Origin of the sequence: Pontibacter sp. H249 (assembly GCF_037892465.1) — a bacterium.
In the GTDB taxonomy this organism is placed as follows: Bacteria; Bacteroidota; Bacteroidia; order Cytophagales; family Hymenobacteraceae; genus Pontibacter.
The window spans coordinates 103,448-126,716 of the sequence record NZ_JBBKTR010000011.1; the positions used below are offsets into that span (position 1 = coordinate 103,448).

At 44.5% G+C, this 23,269-nt stretch carries 20 protein-coding genes; 14 read left to right on the plus strand and 6 right to left on the minus strand.

What is annotated here, in order from left to right; translation table 11 throughout:
• Window positions 1-7: 7 nt before the first annotated feature.
• From WG943_RS14235 to WG943_RS14250, 4 genes are all read left to right on the plus strand, one after another.
• Window positions 8-988 carry a 2Fe-2S iron-sulfur cluster-binding protein gene (locus WG943_RS14235; RefSeq protein ID WP_340410013.1) on the plus strand — a complete coding sequence of 327 codons (981 nt, stop codon included), beginning with the start codon at window positions 8-10 and terminating at the stop codon, window positions 986-988.
• A gap of 3 nt (window positions 989-991) precedes the next feature.
• Window positions 992-2,047, plus strand: coding sequence for an NADH-quinone oxidoreductase subunit NuoH (gene nuoH / locus WG943_RS14240; protein ID WP_340410015.1), 1,056 nt, complete (start codon window positions 992-994; stop codon window positions 2,045-2,047).
• 85 nt (window positions 2,048-2,132) lie between these two features.
• The gene (locus tag WG943_RS14245; protein ID WP_340410016.1) at window positions 2,133-2,642 is read left to right on the plus strand and encodes a NuoI/complex I 23 kDa subunit family protein; all 510 of its coding nucleotides are present in this window, start codon (window positions 2,133-2,135) and stop codon (window positions 2,640-2,642) included.
• Between the two features lie 5 nt (window positions 2,643-2,647).
• A complete protein-coding gene (locus WG943_RS14250) occupies window positions 2,648-3,163 on the plus strand; it encodes an NADH-quinone oxidoreductase subunit J family protein (RefSeq protein WP_340410017.1) in 516 nt (171 codons plus the stop codon).
• 141 nt (window positions 3,164-3,304) lie between these two features.
• On the opposite strand, the gene WG943_RS14255 is transcribed toward WG943_RS14250, so the two are convergent.
• Window positions 3,305-4,351 (minus strand): DUF6929 family protein, encoded by a 1,047-nt coding sequence (locus WG943_RS14255; RefSeq protein WP_340410018.1) that lies wholly within the window; start codon window positions 4,349-4,351, stop codon window positions 3,305-3,307.
• Window positions 4,352-4,606: 255 nt separating this feature from the next.
• Here WG943_RS14255 and nuoK point away from each other — a divergent pair, with 255 nt between their 5' ends.
• The 5 genes from nuoK to WG943_RS14280 all read left to right on the plus strand — a co-directional run bounded on the left by nuoK (window position 4,607) and on the right by WG943_RS14280 (window position 10,637).
• Entirely contained in the window at window positions 4,607-4,936 is a 330-nt protein-coding gene (nuoK, locus tag WG943_RS14260) for an NADH-quinone oxidoreductase subunit NuoK (RefSeq protein WP_340410020.1), read from the plus strand.
• 42 nt (window positions 4,937-4,978) lie between these two features.
• Window positions 4,979-6,943: an NADH-quinone oxidoreductase subunit L gene (nuoL, locus tag WG943_RS14265; protein WP_340410021.1), complete on the plus strand. Its 1,965-nt coding sequence runs from the start codon at window positions 4,979-4,981 to the stop codon at window positions 6,941-6,943.
• Between the two features lie 12 nt (window positions 6,944-6,955).
• Window positions 6,956-8,407 (plus strand): complex I subunit 4 family protein, encoded by a 1,452-nt coding sequence (locus WG943_RS14270; protein ID WP_340410023.1) that lies wholly within the window; start codon window positions 6,956-6,958, stop codon window positions 8,405-8,407.
• A 42-nt stretch (window positions 8,408-8,449) separates the two neighbouring features.
• Window positions 8,450-9,832 carry an NADH-quinone oxidoreductase subunit N gene (locus WG943_RS14275; protein WP_340410025.1) on the plus strand — a complete coding sequence of 461 codons (1,383 nt, stop codon included), beginning with the start codon at window positions 8,450-8,452 and terminating at the stop codon, window positions 9,830-9,832.
• 160 nt (window positions 9,833-9,992) lie between these two features.
• Window positions 9,993-10,637 carry a dioxygenase family protein gene (locus WG943_RS14280; protein WP_340410027.1) on the plus strand — a complete coding sequence of 215 codons (645 nt, stop codon included), beginning with the start codon at window positions 9,993-9,995 and terminating at the stop codon, window positions 10,635-10,637.
• Window positions 10,638-10,894: 257 nt separating this feature from the next.
• Here WG943_RS14280 and aspS read toward each other — a convergent pair whose 3' ends face one another.
• Window positions 10,895-12,655: an aspartate--tRNA ligase gene (gene aspS / locus WG943_RS14285; RefSeq protein ID WP_340410029.1), complete on the minus strand. Its 1,761-nt coding sequence runs from the start codon at window positions 12,653-12,655 to the stop codon at window positions 10,895-10,897.
• A gap of 71 nt (window positions 12,656-12,726) precedes the next feature.
• Window positions 12,727-13,632, minus strand: coding sequence for a glycerophosphodiester phosphodiesterase (locus WG943_RS14290; protein WP_340410030.1), 906 nt, complete (start codon window positions 13,630-13,632; stop codon window positions 12,727-12,729).
• Between the two features lie 89 nt (window positions 13,633-13,721).
• Here WG943_RS14290 and WG943_RS14295 point away from each other — a divergent pair, with 89 nt between their 5' ends.
• Window positions 13,722-15,356: a glycosyltransferase family 39 protein gene (locus WG943_RS14295; RefSeq protein ID WP_340410031.1), complete on the plus strand. Its 1,635-nt coding sequence runs from the start codon at window positions 13,722-13,724 to the stop codon at window positions 15,354-15,356.
• Between the two features lie 59 nt (window positions 15,357-15,415).
• On the opposite strand, the gene WG943_RS14300 is transcribed toward WG943_RS14295, so the two are convergent.
• Window positions 15,416-15,748: a hypothetical protein gene (locus WG943_RS14300; protein ID WP_340410032.1), complete on the minus strand. Its 333-nt coding sequence runs from the start codon at window positions 15,746-15,748 to the stop codon at window positions 15,416-15,418.
• 10 nt (window positions 15,749-15,758) lie between these two features.
• Window positions 15,759-16,154, minus strand: a complete 396-nt coding sequence (locus WG943_RS14305) for a GtrA family protein (RefSeq protein ID WP_340410034.1) — start codon at window positions 16,152-16,154, stop codon at window positions 15,759-15,761.
• 245 nt (window positions 16,155-16,399) lie between these two features.
• On the opposite strand from WG943_RS14305, the gene WG943_RS14310 reads away from it, so the two are divergent.
• Together WG943_RS14310 and WG943_RS14315 are read left to right on the plus strand one after the other, a co-directional pair.
• On the plus strand, window positions 16,400-17,311 hold the full coding sequence (locus WG943_RS14310; protein WP_340410035.1) for an ABC transporter ATP-binding protein: 912 nt from the start codon (window positions 16,400-16,402) through the stop codon (window positions 17,309-17,311).
• 137 nt (window positions 17,312-17,448) lie between these two features.
• On the plus strand, window positions 17,449-21,081 hold the full coding sequence (locus tag WG943_RS14315; RefSeq protein ID WP_340410036.1) for an ABC transporter permease/M1 family aminopeptidase: 3,633 nt from the start codon (window positions 17,449-17,451) through the stop codon (window positions 21,079-21,081).
• 143 nt (window positions 21,082-21,224) lie between these two features.
• Here WG943_RS14315 and WG943_RS14320 read toward each other — a convergent pair whose 3' ends face one another.
• Window positions 21,225-21,674 (minus strand): hypothetical protein, encoded by a 450-nt coding sequence (locus tag WG943_RS14320; protein ID WP_340410037.1) that lies wholly within the window; start codon window positions 21,672-21,674, stop codon window positions 21,225-21,227.
• Window positions 21,675-21,871: 197 nt separating this feature from the next.
• Here WG943_RS14320 and WG943_RS14325 point away from each other — a divergent pair, with 197 nt between their 5' ends.
• Complete coding sequence (locus tag WG943_RS14325) at window positions 21,872-22,429, plus strand: hypothetical protein (protein WP_340410039.1); 558 nt, start codon at window positions 21,872-21,874, stop codon at window positions 22,427-22,429.
• A gap of 353 nt (window positions 22,430-22,782) precedes the next feature.
• Entirely contained in the window at window positions 22,783-23,238 is a 456-nt protein-coding gene (locus WG943_RS14330) for a nucleoside deaminase (protein ID WP_340410041.1), read from the plus strand.
• Window positions 23,239-23,269 lie beyond the last annotated feature (31 nt).

The following is a 23,269-nucleotide window of genomic DNA, read 5'->3' on the forward strand; positions in this document are numbered from 1 at the left end:
ATTACAAATGGTTAAAATAACTTTCGACGGCATCGAAGTAGAGGTAGAAGAAGGAACTACCATTCTGCAGGCCGCCAGGAAAATTGGTGGCGATGTAGTGCCGCCTGCCATGTGCTTTTATACGCCACTTAAGGGTAGTGGTGGTAAGTGCCGTGTGTGCCTTGTAAAAGTGGCACAGGGTTCTGCCAGAGACCCACGCCCAATGCCAAAGCTTGTAGCTTCGTGTATTACACACGTACAGGACGGCATGGTGGTAGAAAATACGACCAACGAAGATGTACTTAACGCCAGAAAAGGTATCGTAGAGATGCTGCTGATCAACCACCCGCTGGATTGCCCTGTGTGCGACCAAGCTGGTGAGTGCGACCTGCAGAACTTGTCTTACGAGCATGGCGTTAGCGCAACCCGTTACGAGGAAGAGCGTCGTACTTTCAATAAAGTAGACCTTGGCCCATACATCCAACTGCATATGACGCGCTGCATCCTCTGCTACCGTTGCGTGTACACAGCGGATCAGATCGCAGATAATCGCGTGCACGGCGTATTGGGACGAGGCGACGCTGCTGAAATCGGTACTTACATTGAGAACGTGATTGACAACGAGTTTTCTGGTAACGTGATCGATGTGTGCCCTGTAGGTGCGCTTACTGACAAAACATGGCGCTTCAAGAACCGTGTTTGGTTTACAAAGCCAATGGATGCACATCGCGACTGCCCTACCTGCTCTGGAAAAGTAACCTTGTGGACTCGTGGCGAGGAGGTTCTTCGCGTAACGGCACGCAAAGACCAATATGCAGAAGTAGAGGAGTTTATCTGCAATACCTGCCGCTTTGATAAGAAAGAGGTAAAAGACTGGACAATAGAAGGCCCGCGTCACATAGACAGAGGCTCTGTTATATCGGCTAACCATTATGAGTTGCCGGTAGTTAACGTCCCGATTGTACCAAACTTACCAGTATCCACTAAGAAAAACCTTCCACAGGAATAAGAAATGGAGTCTGTAGACCTATTATACAAAGCCATCTATATTATCGCTATTTTCGGCATCACCCTGTTGATAGCGACTTATTCAACATATTTCGAGCGTAAAATAGCTGCCTTTATTCAGGATCGTGTTGGTCCGAACCGCGCGGGCCCGTTGGGTTTGCTGCAGCCATTGGCAGATGCCGGCAAGCTATTCTTCAAGGAAGACTTTATCCCGGCAAAAGCTAGTAAAGCCTTATTTATACTTGGTCCGGGTGTGGCTATGATTGTGGCTCTGATGTCGAGTGCCGTGATACCTTTTGGCGACCGACTAATTATTGGCGGTCATGAACTAATGCTACAGGCTATCGAAGTGAACATAGGTGTACTTTACATCTTTGGCGTTGTATCATTGGGTGTATACGGACTGATGATAGGTGGATGGGCTTCTAATAACAAGTTCTCCCTACTAGGTGCAATTCGTGCTGCGTCTCAAAACATCAGTTACGAACTGGCAATGGGTCTTTCTTTGATCGCTGTACTGATGATGACAGGCTCGCTATCATTGCGTGAAATTGCAGAGCAGCAAGCTGGCTTTAATTGGAACATCTGGTATCAGCCGCTGGGCTTCCTGATTTTCTTAATTTGTGCCTTTGCCGAGACGAACCGTACTCCATTCGACTTACCGGAGTCTGAGGCCGAGTTGATTGGTGGCTACCACACAGAGTATGGCTCCATGAAACTAGGTATGTACCTGTTTGCGGAATACATCAACATCTTTGTAGCATCAGCTGTAATGGCCACTTTATACTTTGGCGCTTACAACTTCCCGTTCATGGAAGACCTGCGTTCAGCCATCAGCGATCCGGTATTGGCCAATAATGTGGTAACGGTAGTAGGTCTGGCAGTTATGTTTGCAAAAATCTTCCTGTTCATTTTCTTCTTTATGTGGGTTCGTTGGACGCTGCCACGTTTCCGTTACGACCAACTGATGAAGCTGGGATGGAACATTCTGATTCCGCTAGCCATACTGAATATCCTGTTAACAGGAGGCGGTATTCTGCTGAAAGACTATTTATTTTAAATTATAGTACCGAAATTTGAATGCTGCCTGTAACATACCTGTTAAGGTATAAACAAATAAGACAGCACTCATAACTAGAATAGAGATGGAACCACTATCAAATAGAAGCAAGAAAGTGCAGAAAAGGGAGATGTCCTTTACAGAAAGGGCCTATCTTCCTGCTATTGCGCAAGGGCTTGGTATCACATTAAAACACTTCTTCAGGAAAAAGGCAACGGTACAGTATCCGGAGCAAACACGTGAAAGAAGCGACGTATGGCGTGGCCTTCACGTGCTTAAGCGCGACGAAAACGGCGCTGAGCGTTGTACTGCCTGTGGTTTATGTGCAGTGGCATGCCCTGCCGAGGCTATCACCATGACAGCTGGTGAGCGTAAGGCTGGCGAAGAGCATCTGTACCGTGAAGAAAAGTATGCAGTAACCTATGAGGTAAACATGCTGCGTTGCATCTTCTGCGGACTTTGCGAAGAAGCTTGCCCGAAAGCAGCCATTTTCCTGCAAGACGATAAACTTGCGCCTGCACGTTTTGAGCGCGACGAATTTATTTACGGCAAAGACCGTTTGGTTGAGCCTCTGAAAACCACTGAAACGAAATAGCTATAATGGAGAGCCTTTTCTATTTCCTGACTTCGCTTACGCTGCTTTGCGCATTGATGGTAGTAATATCAAAAAACCCGGTACACAGCGTACTTTTCCTGATCATTACGTTCTTTACTATCTCAGGTCACTATGTACTCCTGAATGCACAGTTTCTGGCAGTGGTAAATATAATTGTTTACGCAGGTGCCATCATGGTACTTTTCCTGTTCGTGCTCATGTTCCTGAGCCTTGGCAAAAGCGGCGACAGTGGCATAAAAACATCTCTGATTAGCAAAGTAGCCGGTACTGTAGCCGGAGGTATGTTATTTGTTGTATTAATTGCCGCACTGAAAGATGCCTCTTTAGTAGGTTATAATCCTGAGACATATAACTCACAGGCAGGAATGGTTGAAAATCTGGGAATAGTGTTATTCACAGAGTATCTGTTACCTTTTGAACTGACTTCTGTCCTGTTCTTGGTAGCCATGATCGGCGCAGTGATGATAGGTAAGAAAGAAAGCGGCGAACAGCATTTCTAATAAGAAGTTTCGATTTTTAAGTATAGAAAGCGTGTTGCAGCAATGTAACACGCTTTTTTTTAAAGGATATGCAGGATTAGAGGATGAACAAGATTTCCTGCAGGACCAACTCAAAAATGTTGATCAATCAAATCATCTTAACTAATGGTCCTGATGCACAACCAGCTCTACCTCCAGCAAATCAGAACCTCCCTGATCATCATCAGTTACAACTACTGCTTTATACTTTTTCCCTTGGTCTACTGCTGTCACAACAAGTGACTCCGCTTTACCTTTAAAAACTGAACCGTCGCTATTTTTTAACTGCACCGTGGGCACCTGCAATGGGTTAGCTGGATCAGAGGCGTAAGGAAAAGCTAATAAGTCAATTGCGCCTACAAAACTGCCCAATACTTCACCATCATCGATGGCGTTAGAAGTATCTTCTACAGAGGCTGTAATAAATAGTTTATCCTCTAAAGTATAAGCACCGGAAAAACCGGCAAAACTCTGACCTATAGCTGGCAAAGTAAAATAATATACTGCTACTGCTGGCAAATCCCCACCTCTGATCAGAAAGTCCTTAAAACTGTTCGCATCTACCCTAAAAAGTATATTTGTACCAGTAAATGGCCGGTGCAACAAATAGGCATAAGTTTTATCCATGGCCAGGCCTTCAATGTTCAGTTCTCCTTCCTCTTTTGACCCAAGAATACGTTTTAAAAAAGTATAAAACCGGGTAAAGTCAACTTCCTGCACCTGCATCTTATCCGAAAGATTAACAAGATATCCTTTATTGCGAGCTGTACTTGCACCAGAACCCAACAGCAGCAATATGTTATCACGCCCATAGGTAAAGTGAGCCATACTTTCCAGATCTGGTTTATCAGACTTAGGTATGCGACCATTCTTGAAGCCGGAGGAATCGAACAATGTATACTGCTTCACAGGCTTATACTGTGCATCCAGCTGGTACAGGTACGGCGAGTCATCTCCCAAAACGTAGTAGTTCCCCTCCACATACTCCATACCCGATGCAGATGGGATCTGCTTCAAGGGTTGATTTTTGACAATAGCCGCCTCTAGTTTCATACTTTTCATACGAGAAAGTGCTGGTGGTTCTACATTGGCAGTAACAGGCTCAGCAGATTTGCAGCTCACGAATAGCGCTAGCCCAATAAATATATAAAACAGGTGTTTGTACATCATATGCAGCAACGGTCAGGATTTAGAATAGCTACGCAATCATGAGGCAAAAGTATGACAAACTTAAAATAGCATTGTGTAAAGAATTGTTTTTCAAAATTATAACAGCATTTTTATTCGTCAAAAATTAGATTATAACGTTACTGCTTTTCACCAAAGAACTATGGAAATAAGTTATGGATTTTACAAAAATGGGGGTAACTTTGCGACTCAATTTTGGACAGTAATTTAACAGTAATACGTTCAGTCCCATACAAGATGAACCAAATACCTGAGGTAATCAGAACCATTCCGTTAGAGTATTATTTGTTCTTTAGCGCCGCCCTTTTTACTATTGGTGTGATAGGAGTACTCACCCGCCGCAACGCGATCGTCATATTTATGTGCATTGAATTAATGCTGAATGCTGTTAACCTGCTTTTAACGGCGGTAGCATCTTACAGAGGCGACTCCAGCGCACAGGTTTTCGTGTTCTTTATTATGGCAGTGGCAGCAGCAGAAGTTTGCGTTGGCCTAGCCATTATCGTGATGACGTACCGCAACATCCGCTCTACAGATGTGCAACTGCTGAATTACCTGAAGTGGTAACAGCCTCTAAATAACTCTGAATTAGCTTAAACACATACACAGATGCAAGAAATTGTAATGCCGCTTAACAACCAGGGAATGGCACTACTTTGTCTGCTGGTTCCGATATTGCCCCTGCTGGGCTTTATTCTGAACGGCCTGGGCAACCGCAAACTGGCAAAAGGCTTGGTAAGTATGATCGGCTGTGGCACCGTACTGGCGTCGTTCCTGATTTCGATCTACCTTTTCCTTGATTTTACCGCTAATGGCAGCCGCGCCTATATGGTGGATTACTACAACTGGATATCAGCAGGCAATATGCAAATTGGTTTCTCATTTATGATTGACCAACTGACGCTGCTGATGATGCTGATGGTTACAGGTATCGGTTTCTTTATCCACTTGTACTCTGCCGGCTACATGAGCCACGACGAGAACTTCGGTAAGTTCTTCTCCTTCATTAACCTGTTCATGTTCTCGATGTTACTGCTTGTAATGGGCTCTAACTACGTGATGATGTTCGTGGGCTGGGAAGGCGTTGGTCTTTGCTCTTACCTGCTGATCGGTTTCTGGAACAAGAACACTAACTATAATAATGCTGCTAAAAAAGCCTTCGTGATGAACCGTATCGGTGACTTGGGCTTCCTGCTTGGCATCTTCCTGATCTTTATCACATTCGGCTCGGTTAGCTATCCGCAGGTTTTCGCGGAGGCTGCCCGTTACACAGGTGGTATCGATTCTAACATCATGATCGCCATTACCCTGCTGCTTTTTGTTGGTGCCATGGGTAAGAGTGCGCAGCTTCCGTTGTTTACCTGGTTACCGGATGCGATGGCGGGTCCTACTCCTGTTTCGGCCCTAATTCACGCGGCAACCATGGTTACGGCTGGTATCTACATGGTGCTTCGTTCGAATGTACTATATGTACTGGCTCCAACTTCACTGGAAATTATCGCTATTATTGGTGTGGCTACGGCTGTATTGGCTGCCACTATCGGCCTGGCGCAGAACGATATTAAAAAGGTACTGGCATACTCTACTGTTTCGCAGTTGGGTTACATGTTCCTGGCTCTTGGTGTGATGGCGTTTTCATCGTCTATCTTCCACGTACTAACACACGCATTCTTCAAGGCACTTCTGTTCTTAGGTGCCGGTTCTGTTATCCACGCCATGAGCAACGAGCAGGACATCCGTAACATGGGTGGTTTGCGCAAGTACCTACCAATTACCTTTATTACTTTCCTGATCGGTACGCTTGCCATTGCAGGTATACCTCCGTTTGCCGGTTTCTTCTCTAAAGATGAGTTATTAGCGCATGTATGGGAGCACAGTAAAGTATTGTGGGGCTTAGGTATGCTGGCCTCGTTCATGACCTCTTTCTACATGTTCCGTCTGGTGTTCCTAACTTTCTTCGGAACATTCAGAGGCACAGAATCACAGAGAAGTCACCTGCACGAGTCGCCAATGTCGATGACATTGCCGCTGATTGTGCTGGCTATACTTTCAACGATCGGCGGTTTCCTTGGAATTCCGGCTGTATTTGGCGAGAACATGCATGTGCTGCAGAATTACCTGGCTCCTATTTATGGTTATGCCCAGGTAGCTAACGCAGCTGCCGTTGCACCGCTTCATATAGACCACGCTACAGAATGGATGCTGATGGGTATTTCAGTGGCTGTGGCAGTAGTTGCCGCCATCATTGCCTATGTCATGTATGTGAGTAAGAAAACTGTTCCTGTGGCTGAAGGCTCTAAGCTTTCTCCGCTTCATAACCTGATCTACAACAAATATTACATCGACGAACTGTACGATACGATTATTGTGCGTCCGGTGATGTGGATGTCATCTGCTTTACACCGCTTCCTGGATGTGATTGTGGTAGACGGTATCGTGAATGGTTTTGGCAAGTTGGTGATGCAGAGTGGCCGTTCGTTGCGCTACGCACAAAGCGGTGCTATCGGGTTTTATATTATGGTAATGGTGTTCAGCATCGTTCTGATTCTATTTTTAAACTTCTTTATCGGATAAGGTTCTAAGAAGATGATTACAGCTATATTACTTTTCTGGCCTGCCTTAGCTGCACTGTTGGTGTTGCTAATAAAAGGACAAGGTGCCAAGAAAGTGGCTTTTGGAGCAGCGCTTGTTGAATTTGCGCTGTCACTTTTTGCTCTCTCTGGATTTAACGCTGAAAACGGCGGTACACAACTGGCTCTTAACTTCCCATGGATAGAGAGTGCAGGCATCAGTTTCAGCATCGGCATGGATGGCATCAGTCTCCTGATGGTGCTGCTTACGACGTTCCTGGTACCATTGATCGTGCTTTCGTCTTTCAAACACGACTATAAAAATCCGAACGTTTTTTACGCCCTTATACTTTTCATGCAAACGGGCCTTATCGGTGTGTTTGTGGCCATGGATGCGTTCCTGTTCTACTTTATGTGGGAGGTTGCCCTGATTCCGATATACTTTATCGCGGCTGTTTGGGGCGGTGAAAACAGGATTAAGGTTACATTCAAATTCTTTGTATACACCATCTTCGGTTCGCTTTTCATGCTGGCTGCTTTTGTATACTTATACCTGCAAACACCGGGCACGCATACTGCTGATGTAAACGCATTCTACCAACTGGCCCTGGACAGCGGGCAGCAGAGCTGGATCTTCTGGTTCCTGTTTATCGCCTTTGCTATTAAAATGCCGGTGTTCCCGTTCCATACCTGGCAACCGGACACTTATACAGAGTCGCCTACACAGGCTACGATGTTGCTTTCAGGCATTATGCTGAAGATGGGTATTTATGGCGTGATTCGTTGGCTACTACCGGTTGTGCCGATGGGTGTTAGCCAGTGGGCTGACCTGGTGCTTATACTTTCCATCATCGGTATCGTTTACGGTTCTATCATCGCCATCCGCCAGCGCGACCTGAAGCGTTTGATCGCTTACTCTTCTATTGCACACGTTGGCCTTATCGCCGCTGGTATCTTTACCCTGAACGAGCAAGGCTTACAGGGAGGTGTTATTCAGATGCTGAGCCACGGTATCAACGTAGTTGGCCTGTTCTTCATCATCGACATCATTTTCAGCAGAACCAATACAAGAGAGATCACCAGCTTAGGCGGTATCACGCAGAATGCTAAGTCACTATCGATCTTCTTTATGATTCTGTTATTGGGCTCTGTAGCGCTTCCGCTTACAAACGGTTTCGTGGGCGAGTTCTTGCTACTGTCTGGTGTATTCCAGTACAATTACATTTATGGCGCTGTAGCCGGCCTTACGATTATACTTGGTGCAGTATATATGCTGCGCATGTTCCAGGGTGTGATGTTCGGCACTAAGTCTGAGGCAACAGAAGGATTCACAGACCTGACACTGAACGAAAAAGCGGTACTTATTCCGTTAGTGATCATGGTGTTCTGGATCGGTTTGTTCCCGAACACATTCCTGAGCATTTCGGAGCCAGCTGTAATGAACCTGCTGACGATCATTAACCGCTAACAGCAGCTAAATAAAGAATAACGAGTTTATCAGAAATACGACATGACTTCGATTATACTTCTATCCATATTCGGCATCGTAAACCTCTTTGTAGGTTTCGTGAAGTCTAAGAGGATACTGTTGCCACTAGCAATCCTGTTTTTGGTAGTAGTTTTTGGTGTTAACCTGCTCGACTGGAACAACACACAAACCTACTTCAGCAACATGCTGACCATCGACAACTATGCAGTCGCTTTTACAGGCATTATGACATTAACCACTATACTGCTCCTGCCGTTCTCGAAGCGATACGCTGATGAAGAAGATGAGAATCTGGCAGAGTACTATAGCTTATTGCTGTTCGCTTTGGTAGGTGCCATCATGATGGTAGGCTACGAAAACATTATCATGCTTTTCATTGGTATAGAAATCCTTTCTATTGCCATGTATGTGGTGGCAGGCTCAAATAAGAAAAGCCTGCGCTCTAACGAAGCAGCCCTGAAGTACTTTTTGATGGGTTCATTCTTTACAGGTATCATGCTATTTGGTATTGTAATGATCTATGCGGCCACTGGTACATTTAACATCACAGAAATAGGCGCAGCACAGATAGCAACAGACGGCGTAATGAACTCTATGTTCATACTTGGTTTGCTGATGATCGTTATTGGTATTTCGTTCAAGATTTCTGCTGCCCCATTCCATTTCTGGACTCCTGATGTGTACGAGGGTACTCCCACGTTCTTTACGGCATTCATGTCTACAGTGGTAAAGACTGCTGGTGTTGCTGCATTCTTCAAATTGATGGCAGCTGCTTTTGCAGCGTCATATGTCGCTTGGTTCCCTACACTGATCGCTATAACTGTACTTACCTTAGTTGTTGGTAACATTGGCGCAGTAGTACAAAACAGTGCAAAGCGAATGCTGGCATATTCTAGTATATCGCACGCTGGTTACCTGCTGATGTCTTTAATCGCATTTAACGAAAGCTCTGCTTCTTCTATCCTGTTCTATTCACTGGCATATGCCACTGCCTCTATTGCCGCATTTGGTGTACTGATGCTGGTTTCTGATCAACGTGGTTCGCACACATATGATGCATTTAACGGACTTGGAAGAACAAACCCATTGTTAGCATTTGCCATGACAGTGTCAATGCTTTCGTTGGCAGGCATTCCGCTTACTGCGGGTTTCTTTGCTAAGTTCTTCGTATTCTCTGCCGTACTTCAGGATTCAAGCTTGATGTGGTTGATTATTATTGCTGTTATACTTGCCGCAGTTGGTATATACTATTATTTCAGAGTAGTAATAGCTATGTACATGCAGCCAGTTGAGAACAAGGAAAGAATACAAGTAAGCAGCTTAGCATCATTAACGCTTATTGTTATTACAGTACTCACTATTTTATTAGGTATTGCTCCTGCTTTGGTAAGCGATATCTTATAAAGTATAAAAACCATACAAACTAGAAGAGGCTGCCCTAATAAGGCAGCCTCTTCTAGTTTGTACCCAACATAGTAAACAAACTGTTTCTCAGGCAAGTACATATAGTATCAAATTTAAAATACACAAGATGTACAGTGCCAGTTTATACTTTCACGTTGCCATGATTATACTATTAACTGTTACCAGTTGCAACGGACAAAACACACTAGAACAGCAAACAGAAGCTGAAGTTACAAACCAGAGAGAACCAAGAATTGGAGGCAGATGCGAAACTTGTGAACTGATGTATGTTGGAATGCCTAAAAGTATAAACGAAACCGACACCAGCGCGGCATGGACCAATGGGCTACAAAAACTGATTTTATCGGGTACTGTTTATAAAGCAGACAAAAAGACGCCAGCTGCTGATGTTATACTTTACTATTGGCAAACAAACCAAGAGGGTGTATATCCCAGCAAACCAGGTATGGATCCTAAACTGAAGAGGCATGGCTACATACGAGGTTGGGTTAAAACTGATAAAAAAGGGAAGTATAAAATTTATACTGTAAGGCCAGGCTCCTACCCTAACAGCAATAATCCGCAGCACATACACATGCTGGTGAAAGAACCCACACTACCTAATGAGTATTACATTGATGATATTCATTTTGAAGAAGACGCATTACTTACAAATAGTATAAAAAAGCAATTGAATAACGTAGGAGGAAGTGGTATAATAGAAGTGCAGCAGCAAAATGAAGTACAGAGAGCAACACGTGACATCATACTAGGTTTGAACGTTTCGGATTACCCAAGTAAGTAAAGCAAAAAGAACAGCAGTGACATATATGTAGAAATAACGCGTAATCACACTACCTCTGATACATCATACTTATTAACCTAACTTATCCACATATCCACAAAGACTTCTTAAAAATAGACTAAGCCTGTAAATAACAGGTATGAAATAGTAGAGTTATCAACATAAGATTAGTGGATAAGTGAATATTTGTGGATAAACAATAAGGCCTGCCTCATTTTATGAGGCAGGCCTTATTGTTTTCTATTATTAAACCGCTGTTACTGATGCGGAATATTTTTCATTCTAATGTGTAACTCTTCTAGCTGATTACCTGAAATTGGGGAAGGGGCATCAATCATTACATCGCGGCCTGAGTTATTCTTAGGGAACGCAATGTAATCACGGATTGATTCTGAACCACCGAATAATGAGCAAAGCCTGTCGAAACCAAATGCAATACCACCGTGCGGAGGAGCACCATATTCAAACGCGTTCATCAGGAAGCCAAACTGTGCCTCAGCCTCTGCATGCGAGAAGCCAAGTAAAGTAAACATTTGCTCCTGCAACCTGCGGTCATGGATACGGATAGAGCCACCACCAACTTCTACACCATTAATTACCATATCGTAAGCATTTGCCCTGATATCACCCGGACGGTCATCGATCAGTTCGATATCTTCTGGTTTAGGCGACGTGAATGGATGGTGCATGGCGTGCCAGCGGTTAGAATTATCGTCCCACTCAAGCAACGGGAAATCAACTACCCACAATGGTGAGTAAACGTTTTTATCGCGCAAGCCCAGGCGCTCACCCATTTCCAGACGAAGTTCGTTCAGGGCTTTACGGGTTTTATTTTTGTCGCCGGCAAGTATAAGAATAAGATCGCCACGCTCAGCACCAAAAGCACTTCTCCACCCTTCCAGATCTTCTGGAGAGTAGAACTTGTCTACAGAGGACTTTATACTTCCGTCTTCGTTCACTCTGGCATACACCAAACCTGTTGCGCCAATCTGTGGGCGTTTCACAAAATCAGTTAGCTCATCAAGTTGTTTACGGGTATAGTATGCAGCACCTTTAGCCTTTATACCTACTATTAACTCTGCATCATCGAACACTTTAAAGCCTTTGTTCTTTACCAGTTGGTTAAGCTCCACAAAGCGCATATCGAAACGAGTATCCGGTTTATCAGAGCCATAATATTTCATGGCATCGGCATAAGTCATGCGAGGCAATTTACCTAGCTTGATGCCTTTTTCTTTCTCGAACAGGTAAGCGATAAAGCCTTCAAACATGTTAAGCACGTCCTCCTGCTTAACAAAAGACATTTCGCAGTCTATCTGTGTAAATTCTGGCTGACGGTCTGCACGCAAGTCTTCGTCGCGGAAGCATTTCACGATTTGGTAATACCTGTCGAACCCAGATACCATTAAAAGCTGCTTAAATGTTTGCGGCGACTGTGGCAAAGCATAAAACTCGCCTGGGTTCATGCGGCTAGGCACTACAAAGTCGCGGGCACCTTCTGGCGTAGATTTTATAAGTACCGGAGTCTCTACTTCAATAAAGTAGTGCTGGTCCAGGTAATTGCGTGTTTCACGCATCATGCGGTGGCGCAACTCCAGGTTACGGCGAACAGGTGTACGGCGCAGATCCAGGTAACGGTACTTCATGCGCAGGTCGTCTCCTCCGTCAGTCTCGTCCTCGATCAGGAAAGGTGGCAGTTTGGCAGGATTGAGTACCTCCAGCTTATGCACCACAATCTCGATAGCACCGGTAGGTATTTTATCGTTTTTAGAGTAACGCTCTACTACTTTACCAACCACTCTGATTACATACTCACGACCAAGTGTGCGAGCCTGATCTATCAGATTTTGCGGCGTAACTCCTTCTTCGTAAGTCAATTGGGTAATACCATAGCGATCACGCATATCCACCCACAGCATTCCGCCTTTATCGCGCAGGCGCTGTACCCATCCGGTTAAAATAACTTCTTCACCAACGTTATCGAGGCGCAATTCGCCGCAAGTATGAGATCGGAGCATAGTATCTTGTATAGTTTTATGCAAATGTAATAAATAGTACTTATTGTTTACTTTACAAAAGCCTTTGTTGTTTACTCTAACAGGTCGCGCATGGTGGCTACATTATTTACCTGTATGGCGTCAGGCTGCAATTTTATCATTTTAGTGATGCGGGAACGTGATTTTCCGCCGAAAAGCGACACAAACAACCCCTGCTCCTTTGCCTTTTTAACTTGCTCAAACGAGACACTTTTACCCTCAGCACAAATGCCTTCGAAATTACGCTCTACAGCAACTTTATAAGCTGCCTCAAAGTCTCCGCCTGTATCAATCATTAGCGGTGCCTCCGGATTAACCTGCCGGAAAGCCTCCAGAAATTCCGGATCCGGAGAGATGAACATCAGCTTTTCGAAGGGATAATCATACTTTTGCAACAGCGTCAGCAGCGATTGTGCATAGTATAAATTTCGTTGTGGAGTATAATTACGCAGGTCTATCTGCAGGTATGGCAGCTCCGGATAAGTGCTAAACCGCTCCAGCATCATCTCCAGTGTAACAATCTCCTCATCATGGAACAGATCGTAAAAAAAACCACCTTTATACTTAACCCCAACAACATCAGCAGCTTTCAGGTTTTCGATCATCCCGCTTTTGTCAGACATAGAGTTGAGATCTAAATCGTGGTAAAGTATAAATACACCGTCCTGGCTAAGTTGCACATCTACTTCTACTCCATCGGCACCATGCTCTTCCATAGCTTGCTCAATAGAGGCCATGCTGTTAGACGGAAGCGGATTAAAAGGATTGATCGGCGACATAAAACCAGAACCTGCATGCCCCAACACCAACACATCAGATTTAATTTTTTGGCCAAATCCAAAAGGATAATATATAAACCCTAACACAGACAACACAACTACTGTGGCTGTAACCACCAGCCAGCTGGGCATGCTGCCACTAACAGTTCTCGTATCAGTTTTTTTTGTGGTTGTTTTCAATTTTGAGGGGTCTATAGCAATTATAAAGCGAAGGTAACACCATTTCTTTTTAAATACCCTTAAATTTGCACCTGCACAACCTTAACCTTATGCAAAGTACAAGCAAAACCTCTGTAGCTAAAGCTTTTATCGCCGATGCTGATACGCTGGGCCAACCCTCGCAGGAACGTTACCTGATGCCCCTTTCAGTTATTTTGGTGATTGCTTTAGTTATACGAATGGTGGCAGCCGTGTTCTCAAAGGGCTACGCCTTCAGCGATGATCATTTTGACGTTATAACGATTGCACAAGGATGGCTGGATGGGCTACCGCTTTGGTTAAACGAGCCAATGCCGCCACGCCACAGTATGTTATACGCGCTGCTGCACTACGCCTTGTTTTACGTGTTGGAGGCCGTGGGCATTTTTAGTCCTGAGGTTAAGATGACGGTGGTACGGGTGCTGCACGGATTGTACTCGTTGCTGATCGTATACTTTGGCTACAAAATAACAGAACGCCTTTCTAATAAAGCGAATGCAAGGTTAGTAGGGTTGATGCTGGCACTGGTTTGGTTTATGCCCTTTATGAGCGTGCGTAACTTGGTAGAGATGGTGTGTATACCTCCTTTCATGGCTGCCTTTTACCTAATGCTGAAGCAGGACCAACGTGCAGATAAACGCCTGATGCCATACTTTTGGGCAGGTATTTTATTTGCACTAGCCTTCACTTTCAGATATCACACCGTACTTTTTGGCGCAGGTGCCGGTTTGGTTATACTTTACCGCAGGCAATGGAAAGAGGCTGTTAGTTTATTTATTGGCTTTGCGATTGGTGCCATGCTAATTCAGGGTACTATTGACGTTATCTTCTTCGACTATCCTTTTCATTCTATTGTAGCATACTTCCTGTTTAACACCGAAAACGCCTACGACTACAGCACCGGCCCTTTTTACCGTTTTGCCATAACCATACTTGGCTTTCTGGTGCCTCCGGTAAGTGCCTTCCTGATGCTTGGCTATACAAGAACAGCTAGACTGGCTCCGGCCATGTTCTGGGGCGGCCTTATCTTTTTTGTGGCACACTCCCTGTTCCCAAACAAGCAGGAACGTTTTATACTTCCGCTGTTACCGCTGGTCATGATACTAGGTGTTATAGGTTGGCAGGACTTTGTGCGTACTTCTGGCTTCTGGAATAAAAGGCGTAAGCTATTGGCTGCCTCCTGGGGATTCTTCTGGGTTCTGAACATCCTGGCTGCCGTTGGTCTGGCATTTACCTACACTAAAAAGAGCCGAGTTGCTCCATTGGTATACTTATCAGAAAAGCAGGACATGGATGCCATTGTATTAGAGTTTGGCAACCACAGTATCAAAAACCCGCCACTGTTCTACCTCAACCGCCTCAGCACAGACTATGATGTATACATAGAAGAAAATAAGTTATGGGATGACTATAAGAACGGCGAGAAGGTACTACCAGAGGAGTTTGTGATGGTGTATACACTGAACGGCGACAAAACAACTGCCGCCTTAGACTCTGCCATACAAGCCACGCCATACAAGCCGGATTATGTAGTGGTGGTAGGTACCAAGGATATGGAAGAGCGCATGGCACGCCTTAACATCCTGTTCCCGAACCTGAAACCGGAGCACACCATTACGCCATCTTTATACGATAAATTACTGCACTTCCTGAACCCACGCGTGCACAAAAATGAAAGTGTGCAGATATACGAGGTGGTGAGGTAGTAAAGAGTAGATTGATTTGTACTTTTATCTGTCATTTCGACTAATGGCTTTGCTGAATGTTAATCAGTTAGAATAGCAATTGTCATTACCACAACAAAGCCTATTAAATTAACCCAGGAGAGTAATATTACATACTTTCTGTATTTATACTGCTCCTCATCATTATCAGCGACAGTCACACTTATTGTGAAAGGGAAATAGATAACTGTCTTTATAAAGATATAACTCATCGGATTCAGCAAAAAACCAAGAAAGCTGACCTTAAGATTGTCTGTCTTTTGGACAAGTTTAAAATGATAGTATACTTTTAACTTGACAGTTACAATCAGTAATAAAACTATGATCAAAGCTGTATAGCCAGCAAATTCATTTATAGCCATTTCATTGCTCATAACTCCTCCCTTACCTCGTAAAAGTATAAAGGTAATTTATAGAGAAATTCCAGAAGAACACGAGAACGATGGCGCAGAATTTAGCCACGTAGAAGTTAAAGCGAAGGCGCTCTGTTAGAATATAGATGATAAAGTTATTCAGCAGAAGGCCCACTATAGCCACTACTAAAAATTTAGAATATTGCCAGCCAACTTCAGGGTCGAGGCTGCGGAAAGTCCAGATGCGATTAAGGTAAAAATTACTGGCACTGGCAAGTATAAATCCTAAACTGTTAGCTACATACTTGTTCCAGCGCAGTTTCTCTTTAGTAACGTAGGTAACAGCAAAATCAAGCAGCAAGCCAGAGAAACCAACGGTCCCAAACTTCAAAAACTTGAAAAATAGATTTTGCAGATATTCTGACATCAGCTTTTGTTAAAGTTGCCAGGTGAAGCAGCAACAGCAACCACAAAAGTAATACACTTAGCTTATCTAACCAACCTCCTTTGCAGTAAACCCCTTTACCATTTGGCCCTCAATTAAATAAGTAAAGCCTGGCAACAGCTAAGTTTTGTCGATAAAACCTGTTCATTTGTATAGTTTATTTTGAATGTTTACTAAGAATTATTTAATTGATTATTAGTAAGTTTCACCTAAAACAAACTATACCTATGGAATTAGTCATTCAAAACCTCTCCAAAACATATCCTAATGGCACAAAGGCTTTAAAGAACATCAACCTGACCATTCCTAAAGGTATGTTTGGTTTGCTTGGGCCCAACGGTGCAGGTAAGTCCTCGTTGATGCGCACCATTGCCACTTTGCAGGAAGCCGACACTGGCAGCATTATGCTAGGCGACCTAGATGTGCTACGCCAGAAAGAGGAAATGCGGAAAGTGTTAGGCTACCTGCCACAGGAGTTCGGAGTTTACCCAAAAGTATCTGCCGAAGAAATGCTAGAGCATTTTGCCGTGCTGAAAGGCATTAGCAATACGAAAGAACGTAACGAGGTGGTAAAAGCACTGCTACAGCAAACTAACCTGTACGATGTGCGCAAGAAGAACTTAGGTGGCTATTCCGGAGGCATGAAACAACGCTTTGGCATTGCACAGGCTTTGCTGGGCAACCCTCAGATCATTATTGTAGACGAACCAACCGCCGGCCTCGACCCTGCGGAGCGCAACCGCTTCCATAATTTGCTTAGCGAGATCGGTGAGAACATTATCGTTATACTTTCCACCCACATTGTAGAAGACGTAACAGACCTCTGCCGCAACTTTGCCATAATTAACAAAGGCGAGGTGCTGCTTGAGGGTGATCCGCTACAGGTAATCGATAACCTGAAAGGCCGCATCTGGCGCAAATTCATCAACAAAGACGAACTGGTACAGCACCAACTGCAGCACGAAGTTATATCATCGCGCCTGTTTGCCGGCAAAACAATCATTCATGTGCTCTCAGATGTACAGCCATCTCCTGAGTTCGAGGCCGTTGCTCCAGACCTGGAAGATGTATACTTCAGCAAGATACACGAAGCAAGCTTGCGGGAGAAGGCAGCGCCTGCCGTTGCAGTTCTGAATTAAGAATATCCTTTCCTGCTGATAATTTACTCATCTCTACCTATGGGAGGGGCTAAGAGTGAACGGACAATAGCGGATAAGATGACTTCGCTACGTGTTAAACGACATGAATTAATTCATCATTCATAATTATTAAGAAGATGTTTAAAGAGATATTTCTTTTCGAGCTAAAGTACAGGTTAAAGCGCCCTGCTACTTACATATACTTTGGCCTGTTATTCCTGATGGCTTTCCTGGCGATGCTGGGACTGGCGGGAGCGTTTGGCGCCAGCGTGATAATAGGCGATGCCAGCGGTGGCAAAGTATACGCCAACTCACCTTACCAGATCAACTGGATCGTGACGCTGTTGAGTTGGTTTGGTGTATTAGTAACTTCCGCTATGATGGGTACACCTATTTTTCGGGATTTCGAGCACAAAACGCATTCCCTATACTACACCACCCCTATCAGCAAGGCGGGCTATTTATTTGGCCGCTTTTTAGGGTCTTTCCTGATTACACTGCTCGTGTTCTTAGGCGTGGCAGTGGGTGCCTGGGCAGGCACGGTAATGCCATGGGTAGAGCCGGACAAGATTGGGCCATTTAACCTGATGTGGTACCTGCAGCCATATCTCACCATTATTATCCCGAACCTTATACTTACCGGGGCCATTTTCTTTACCCTTGCCACACTTACCCGCAGTGCACTTTCTATTTATGTTGGCGGAGTAATATTTTTGGTACTTTACGGTGTGTCCAGCAGCTTAACCAACGACTTGGATAATGAAACCATAGCGAACCTGCTCGACCCGATGGGTGCATCTGCCATTTACTATACACAGCGTTACTGGACAACCGCAGAGCGAAATACCCTAATGCTGCCGTTTAGTGAATATGTGCTGGCAAACCGTGCCCTTTGGACCGGTATCGGACTTGCACTGCTTGCTTTCTGCTATTTCCGCTTTAGCTTCTCGTTTGCCAATGTAGGTGTAAAACTGTTCCGCAGACGCAACGGCGAAGAAGCTGCCGGTGCCTTTGTACCTTCTGAGCGACTGCACCTGCCTAAGGTGAGGCAACAATTCTCCTTTAAACTGAGCTGGCAGCAGTTCCTGAAACTCACGAAGCTCGAGTTTAAAGGTGTAATTAAAAGCCCATACTTTTTGGCTATTATGGTAGCCGGCGTTATTTTCCTATTCGTTTCTGGCTCTCAGGTAGGCAAAATGTATGATACCACTACGTTTCCGGTAACGTCACAGATGGTGCAGATCCTGAGCGGCACCTTTGCCCTTTTCTTCCTGATCATCATTACGTTTTATGCCGGCGAACTGGCCTGGCGTGAGCGTGACAACAAAATAAACCAGATTTACGATGCGCTGCCTATTCCTAACTGGGTGCCGTTTGCTTCTAAGCTGCTGGCTCTGATGCTGGTGCAGGTTACGCTTCTGGTCGTGATCATGCTCTGTGGCATCATCATCCAAACGTTTAAAGGCTACTACAGCTACGAACTGGATGTATATGCAAAGGGACTATTTGGTATACAGCTGGTAGACTACCTGCTGCTGTGCGTGCTGGCCATGCTGGTGCAGGTAATCGTGAACAACAAATACCTGGGCCACTTTGTGATGGTGGTTTACTACCTGATGAACATCTTTAAAGGCCAGCTGGGTTGGGAGCATAACTTGTACAGCTATACTTCTGATCCTGGAATTACTTATTCAGCTATGAATGGCTATGGGCATTTTGTATGGCCTTTCTCGGTGTTTAAGATTTACTGGGGAGCCTTTGCCATTTTACTTGCCATACTAGCTAACATGCTGTGGCTGCGTGGCACAGAGTCTATGATAAAGTGGCGCTTTAAGCTGGCTGCTTTACAGCTAACAAGACCAACTATGGCCATGACAGGTGCAGCAATGGCCATCTTTATGGTTACAGGCGGCTACATTTACCACAACACCAACATCCTGAACAAATACCGAACCTCCGATGATCAGGAGCTGCAGCAGGCGGAGTTTGAGAAAACCTATAAAAAGTATGATGGCATTCCGCAGCCGCGCATTACAGATGTAAACCTTAATGTAGATATTTACCCGGAAGAGCGTGCCTTTGCATTTAATGGCTATTTCTGGCTTAAAAACAAGCACACCCAGCCTATCGACTCCATCCATATGATGCTGAGCGATGAGGTTGAGATAAAAAAACTAGCCTTTACGAAGGAAGCAAAGTTGGTGCTAGAGGACAAAGACAAAAGCTATTACATTTACCAGCTGGCGCAGCCACTCCAACCCGGCGATTCGCTACAACTGAACTTAGACCTGCTATTCGAGACAAAAGGCTTCAGAAACAGCGGCTCTAACACAGGCATCGTGTACAACGGCACCTTCATAAACAGCCAATATCTGCCTAAAATTGGCTACCAGAGCAACTTTGAGCTTAGCCAGGATGATGTGAGAAAAGAACATGGCCTGGCACCAAAACCACGTATGGCCGATGTGAACGATGACAAAGCACGTAAGAACACCTACATCAGCAACGAAGCCGATTGGATAAACTTTGAGGCAACTGTAAGCACTGTTCCGGAACAGATCGCCATTGCACCAGGTTATTTACAAAAAGAATGGACAAAAGACGGCCGCCGCTACTTCCATTACAAAATGGATGCCCCGATCCTCAATTTCTATTCTTTCCTGTCGGCAGATTATGCTGTTAAAAAAGATAAATGGGTGGGCAAAGACGGAAAAGAAGTAGCCATTGAGATTTACTACCATAAAGACCACACCTATAACCTGGATCGCATGATAAAGGGTGTAAAGAAGTCGCTGGATTACTTTACCCAGAACTTTAGCCCGTACCAGCACCGCCAGGTTCGCATTCTGGAGTTCCCGGGTTATTCTTCTTTCGCACAGGCTTTCCCAAACACTATTCCGTTCTCCGAGTCTATCGGATTTATTGCTGATGTAGATGATAACAACCCTGAAGAAATTGATTACCCATTCTACGTAACGGCACACGAGGTAGCGCACCAGTGGTGGGCGCACCAGGTTATCGGCGGTAATGTGCAGGGTTCGGTGCTGATGTCGGAAACCATGAGCCAGTACAGCGCCCTGATGGTGATGAAGCACGAATATGGCGAGGAGCGCATGAACAAGTTCCTGAAGTATGAAATGAACTCCTACCTAACAGGCCGCACAGCAGAACGCAAAAAGGAAATGCCTTTATACTTAGTGGAAAATCAGCCATACATTCATTACCGCAAAGGCAGCGTAGTGATGTATGCCCTGGCAGATTACATTGGTGAAGACAAGCTGAACAACGCTCTGCAGAGCTACATAAAAAAAGTTGCCTTCCAGCAAGCACCATATACTAATTCTGTTGAATTTATGCAGTATATTCGCGCCGCCGTTCCGGATACCCTGCAGTACCTTGTAAAGGACATGTTCGAAAACATCACCCTTTACGAAAACAAGACTACAGAAGGAAAATACGAGAAACTTAAAAACGGGAAGTATAAAGTTACTTTTACTGTAGACTCTAAGAAACTTTATGCCGACAGTTTAGGTTCTGAAACCGAAGCCGTTGTGAACGACTGGATTGATATAGGCGTAATGGCTCGAGAGAAAGTTAACGGTCATTGGCAGGACCAGCCGCTTTACCTTAAAAAGCATAAGTTAAAGTCTGGCCAAAACACATTTGAGTTTGTAGTGGATAAGAAACCGGCCAAGGCAGGCATAGATCCATATAATATACTGATAGACCGAAACCCTTCAGATAATACAAAGACATTGCTAGAAAGCTGATCAGCACTAGCAATAAGGCAAGCTTGTTTAAGGTGAGATGTAAGTAAGAATTGCCTTGCGCACTAAAAATCTACGTGACGTCAAAAAGAAGCCATACCTCTTGGGTATGGCTTCTTTGTTTTTATACTTTCCCTCAGCTGGCTTTACTTAAACATGCCTCCCAGCTTATCGCCAAGCCCTTTGCCGAGCGTATCCTTTAGCTTTCCTCCTACCAGGCCTCCCAAAATATCAGACTGCCCCAGATTGTCAGAGGCCATTTTCCCTGAGATTTTCTGTGTGATAAAGTTTATGGCAAATGGTGCCACTTGCTTGGCTATATTTTCTGGTATGCCTAACTTAGAAGTAAGGTCGCTTACATACTTGCTGATCATGTCATTTCCGCCAGCTGCTCCTGCTGCAGTTCCCTGTCCACCCTTTAGCATGTTCATGATGCCACTCATGTCTCCGCTGGAGGCGCGGCTTTTTACTTCCTCCATTATATTGTCTTTTGCCAGGTCCACGGACTTATTAGCTGTGTCTGGCTGTAGCTGAAACTTATTCTGCAACTCTCCGGTAAGTTGCCCCTTAACCTGGTTTATGATGTTTTCTAGCATAGTATTTACTCATTTAGTTGTAGTTATACTTCTGTTCTTTTACTCTTAAAGTATAACGGCAAACTTAACATCTGGATGTGTCCCTGGAATTTTAAAACCAGTTTCTGCGTTAGGTACTTTGGCAAAGTAATTGCACCAAAACAAGCAGTTTAAATCATTATAGCCAATAATTTTATAGCTTTGCCCCCACTACACCCATGAACATGCGTTATTTAACCTTTTTAGTAATTATCCTGCTGGCAGGGGCCACTTTCGGCCAAACCAAGCTAAAGAAGACACAAATCAGCAAAGAGATATCTGTTATGCTGCCACGTGATTTCACCCCGATGCCCGACGATGGAATTGCACGCCATTATCCTGCCACTACCAAACCACTTGCTGTTTACACCAGCCCTAATGGCCAGGTAGATTTTAGCGTAACACAAAAGCGCTCACAGTTCCGCGCCCAGGACCTGAACATGTTGCAGGAGTTTTACAAAGCCAACCTGCTGGAGAAGTTTACAGATGTTGACTTTATTCGTGAAGAGATCGTTGATATTAAAGGTGAGCAGTACATTGTGTTCGAGTTCGTATCGAAAGTAGCCGATGAGCGTGGCACTACTAACCTGGCTCCTGTTCAGAAGTATAGCATCATACAGTATACTATAAAAGGTAACCAGCTGATGATCTTTACCATGCATGCACCATTTGTACTTAAAAACGACTGGCAGCCAGCCATGCGTGAAATCATGAGCTCCATCAGGATAAAAGTATAGATTCTGTAAATCATACTTCAGGAAAGCCTCTCTTGCAAAAGGGAGGCTTTTTTGTTGAATTGAGATTCAATAGAGATTACGTCTTCTGTAGGTATAGGTAGCAATACAATGCCGTCAGCTTGAGACGAAACTGTGATTTCGAATTCTGTGAGAAATCTATTCAAGATTAGTCCTGAAAGAATTCTATAAAGATCTCTCCCGAAGGTCTAGATGACACAATTGCTGTTTTACTCACTTTAAGTTGAAGACATTGTACTGTAACCTATACATACCTTAGTCTCTTAAAGCTCATACTTACCTTCTCAGCCAAAGTATAGCTTTTCTAAACCACCATAACTTATACCTTTGCACTTATGGCAACAGAATTTTTATCGATACACAGCGACGAGCATTTTATGCAGCAGGCATTTGTGCAGGCGCAGCAGGCATTTGAGGAAGGAGAGATTCCGATAGGTGCTGTGGTGGTGGCCAATAACCGCATCATAGCCAAAGCCTATAACCAGACCGAGAAACTAAACGATGTAACGGCACACGCCGAAATGTTGGCTCTTACCGCAGCAGCTGAATACCTGGGCAACAAGTACCTGAACGAGTGTACCCTTTACGTAACCGTGGAACCTTGTGTAATGTGCGCCGGTGCCAGCTATTGGGCTCAGTTAAAAAGAGTGGTGTTCGGAACATCTGAGCCGAAGCGTGGTTATAGACGTGTAGGTAATTTGCTGCACCCTAAAACAGAGATGGTAAGTGGCATTATGGCGCAGGAGTGTGCCGAGCTGATGTCGAGCTTCTTTGCGGGTAAAAGAAATTAACTAACTTTGATACCAAGACGTACACCTTAAC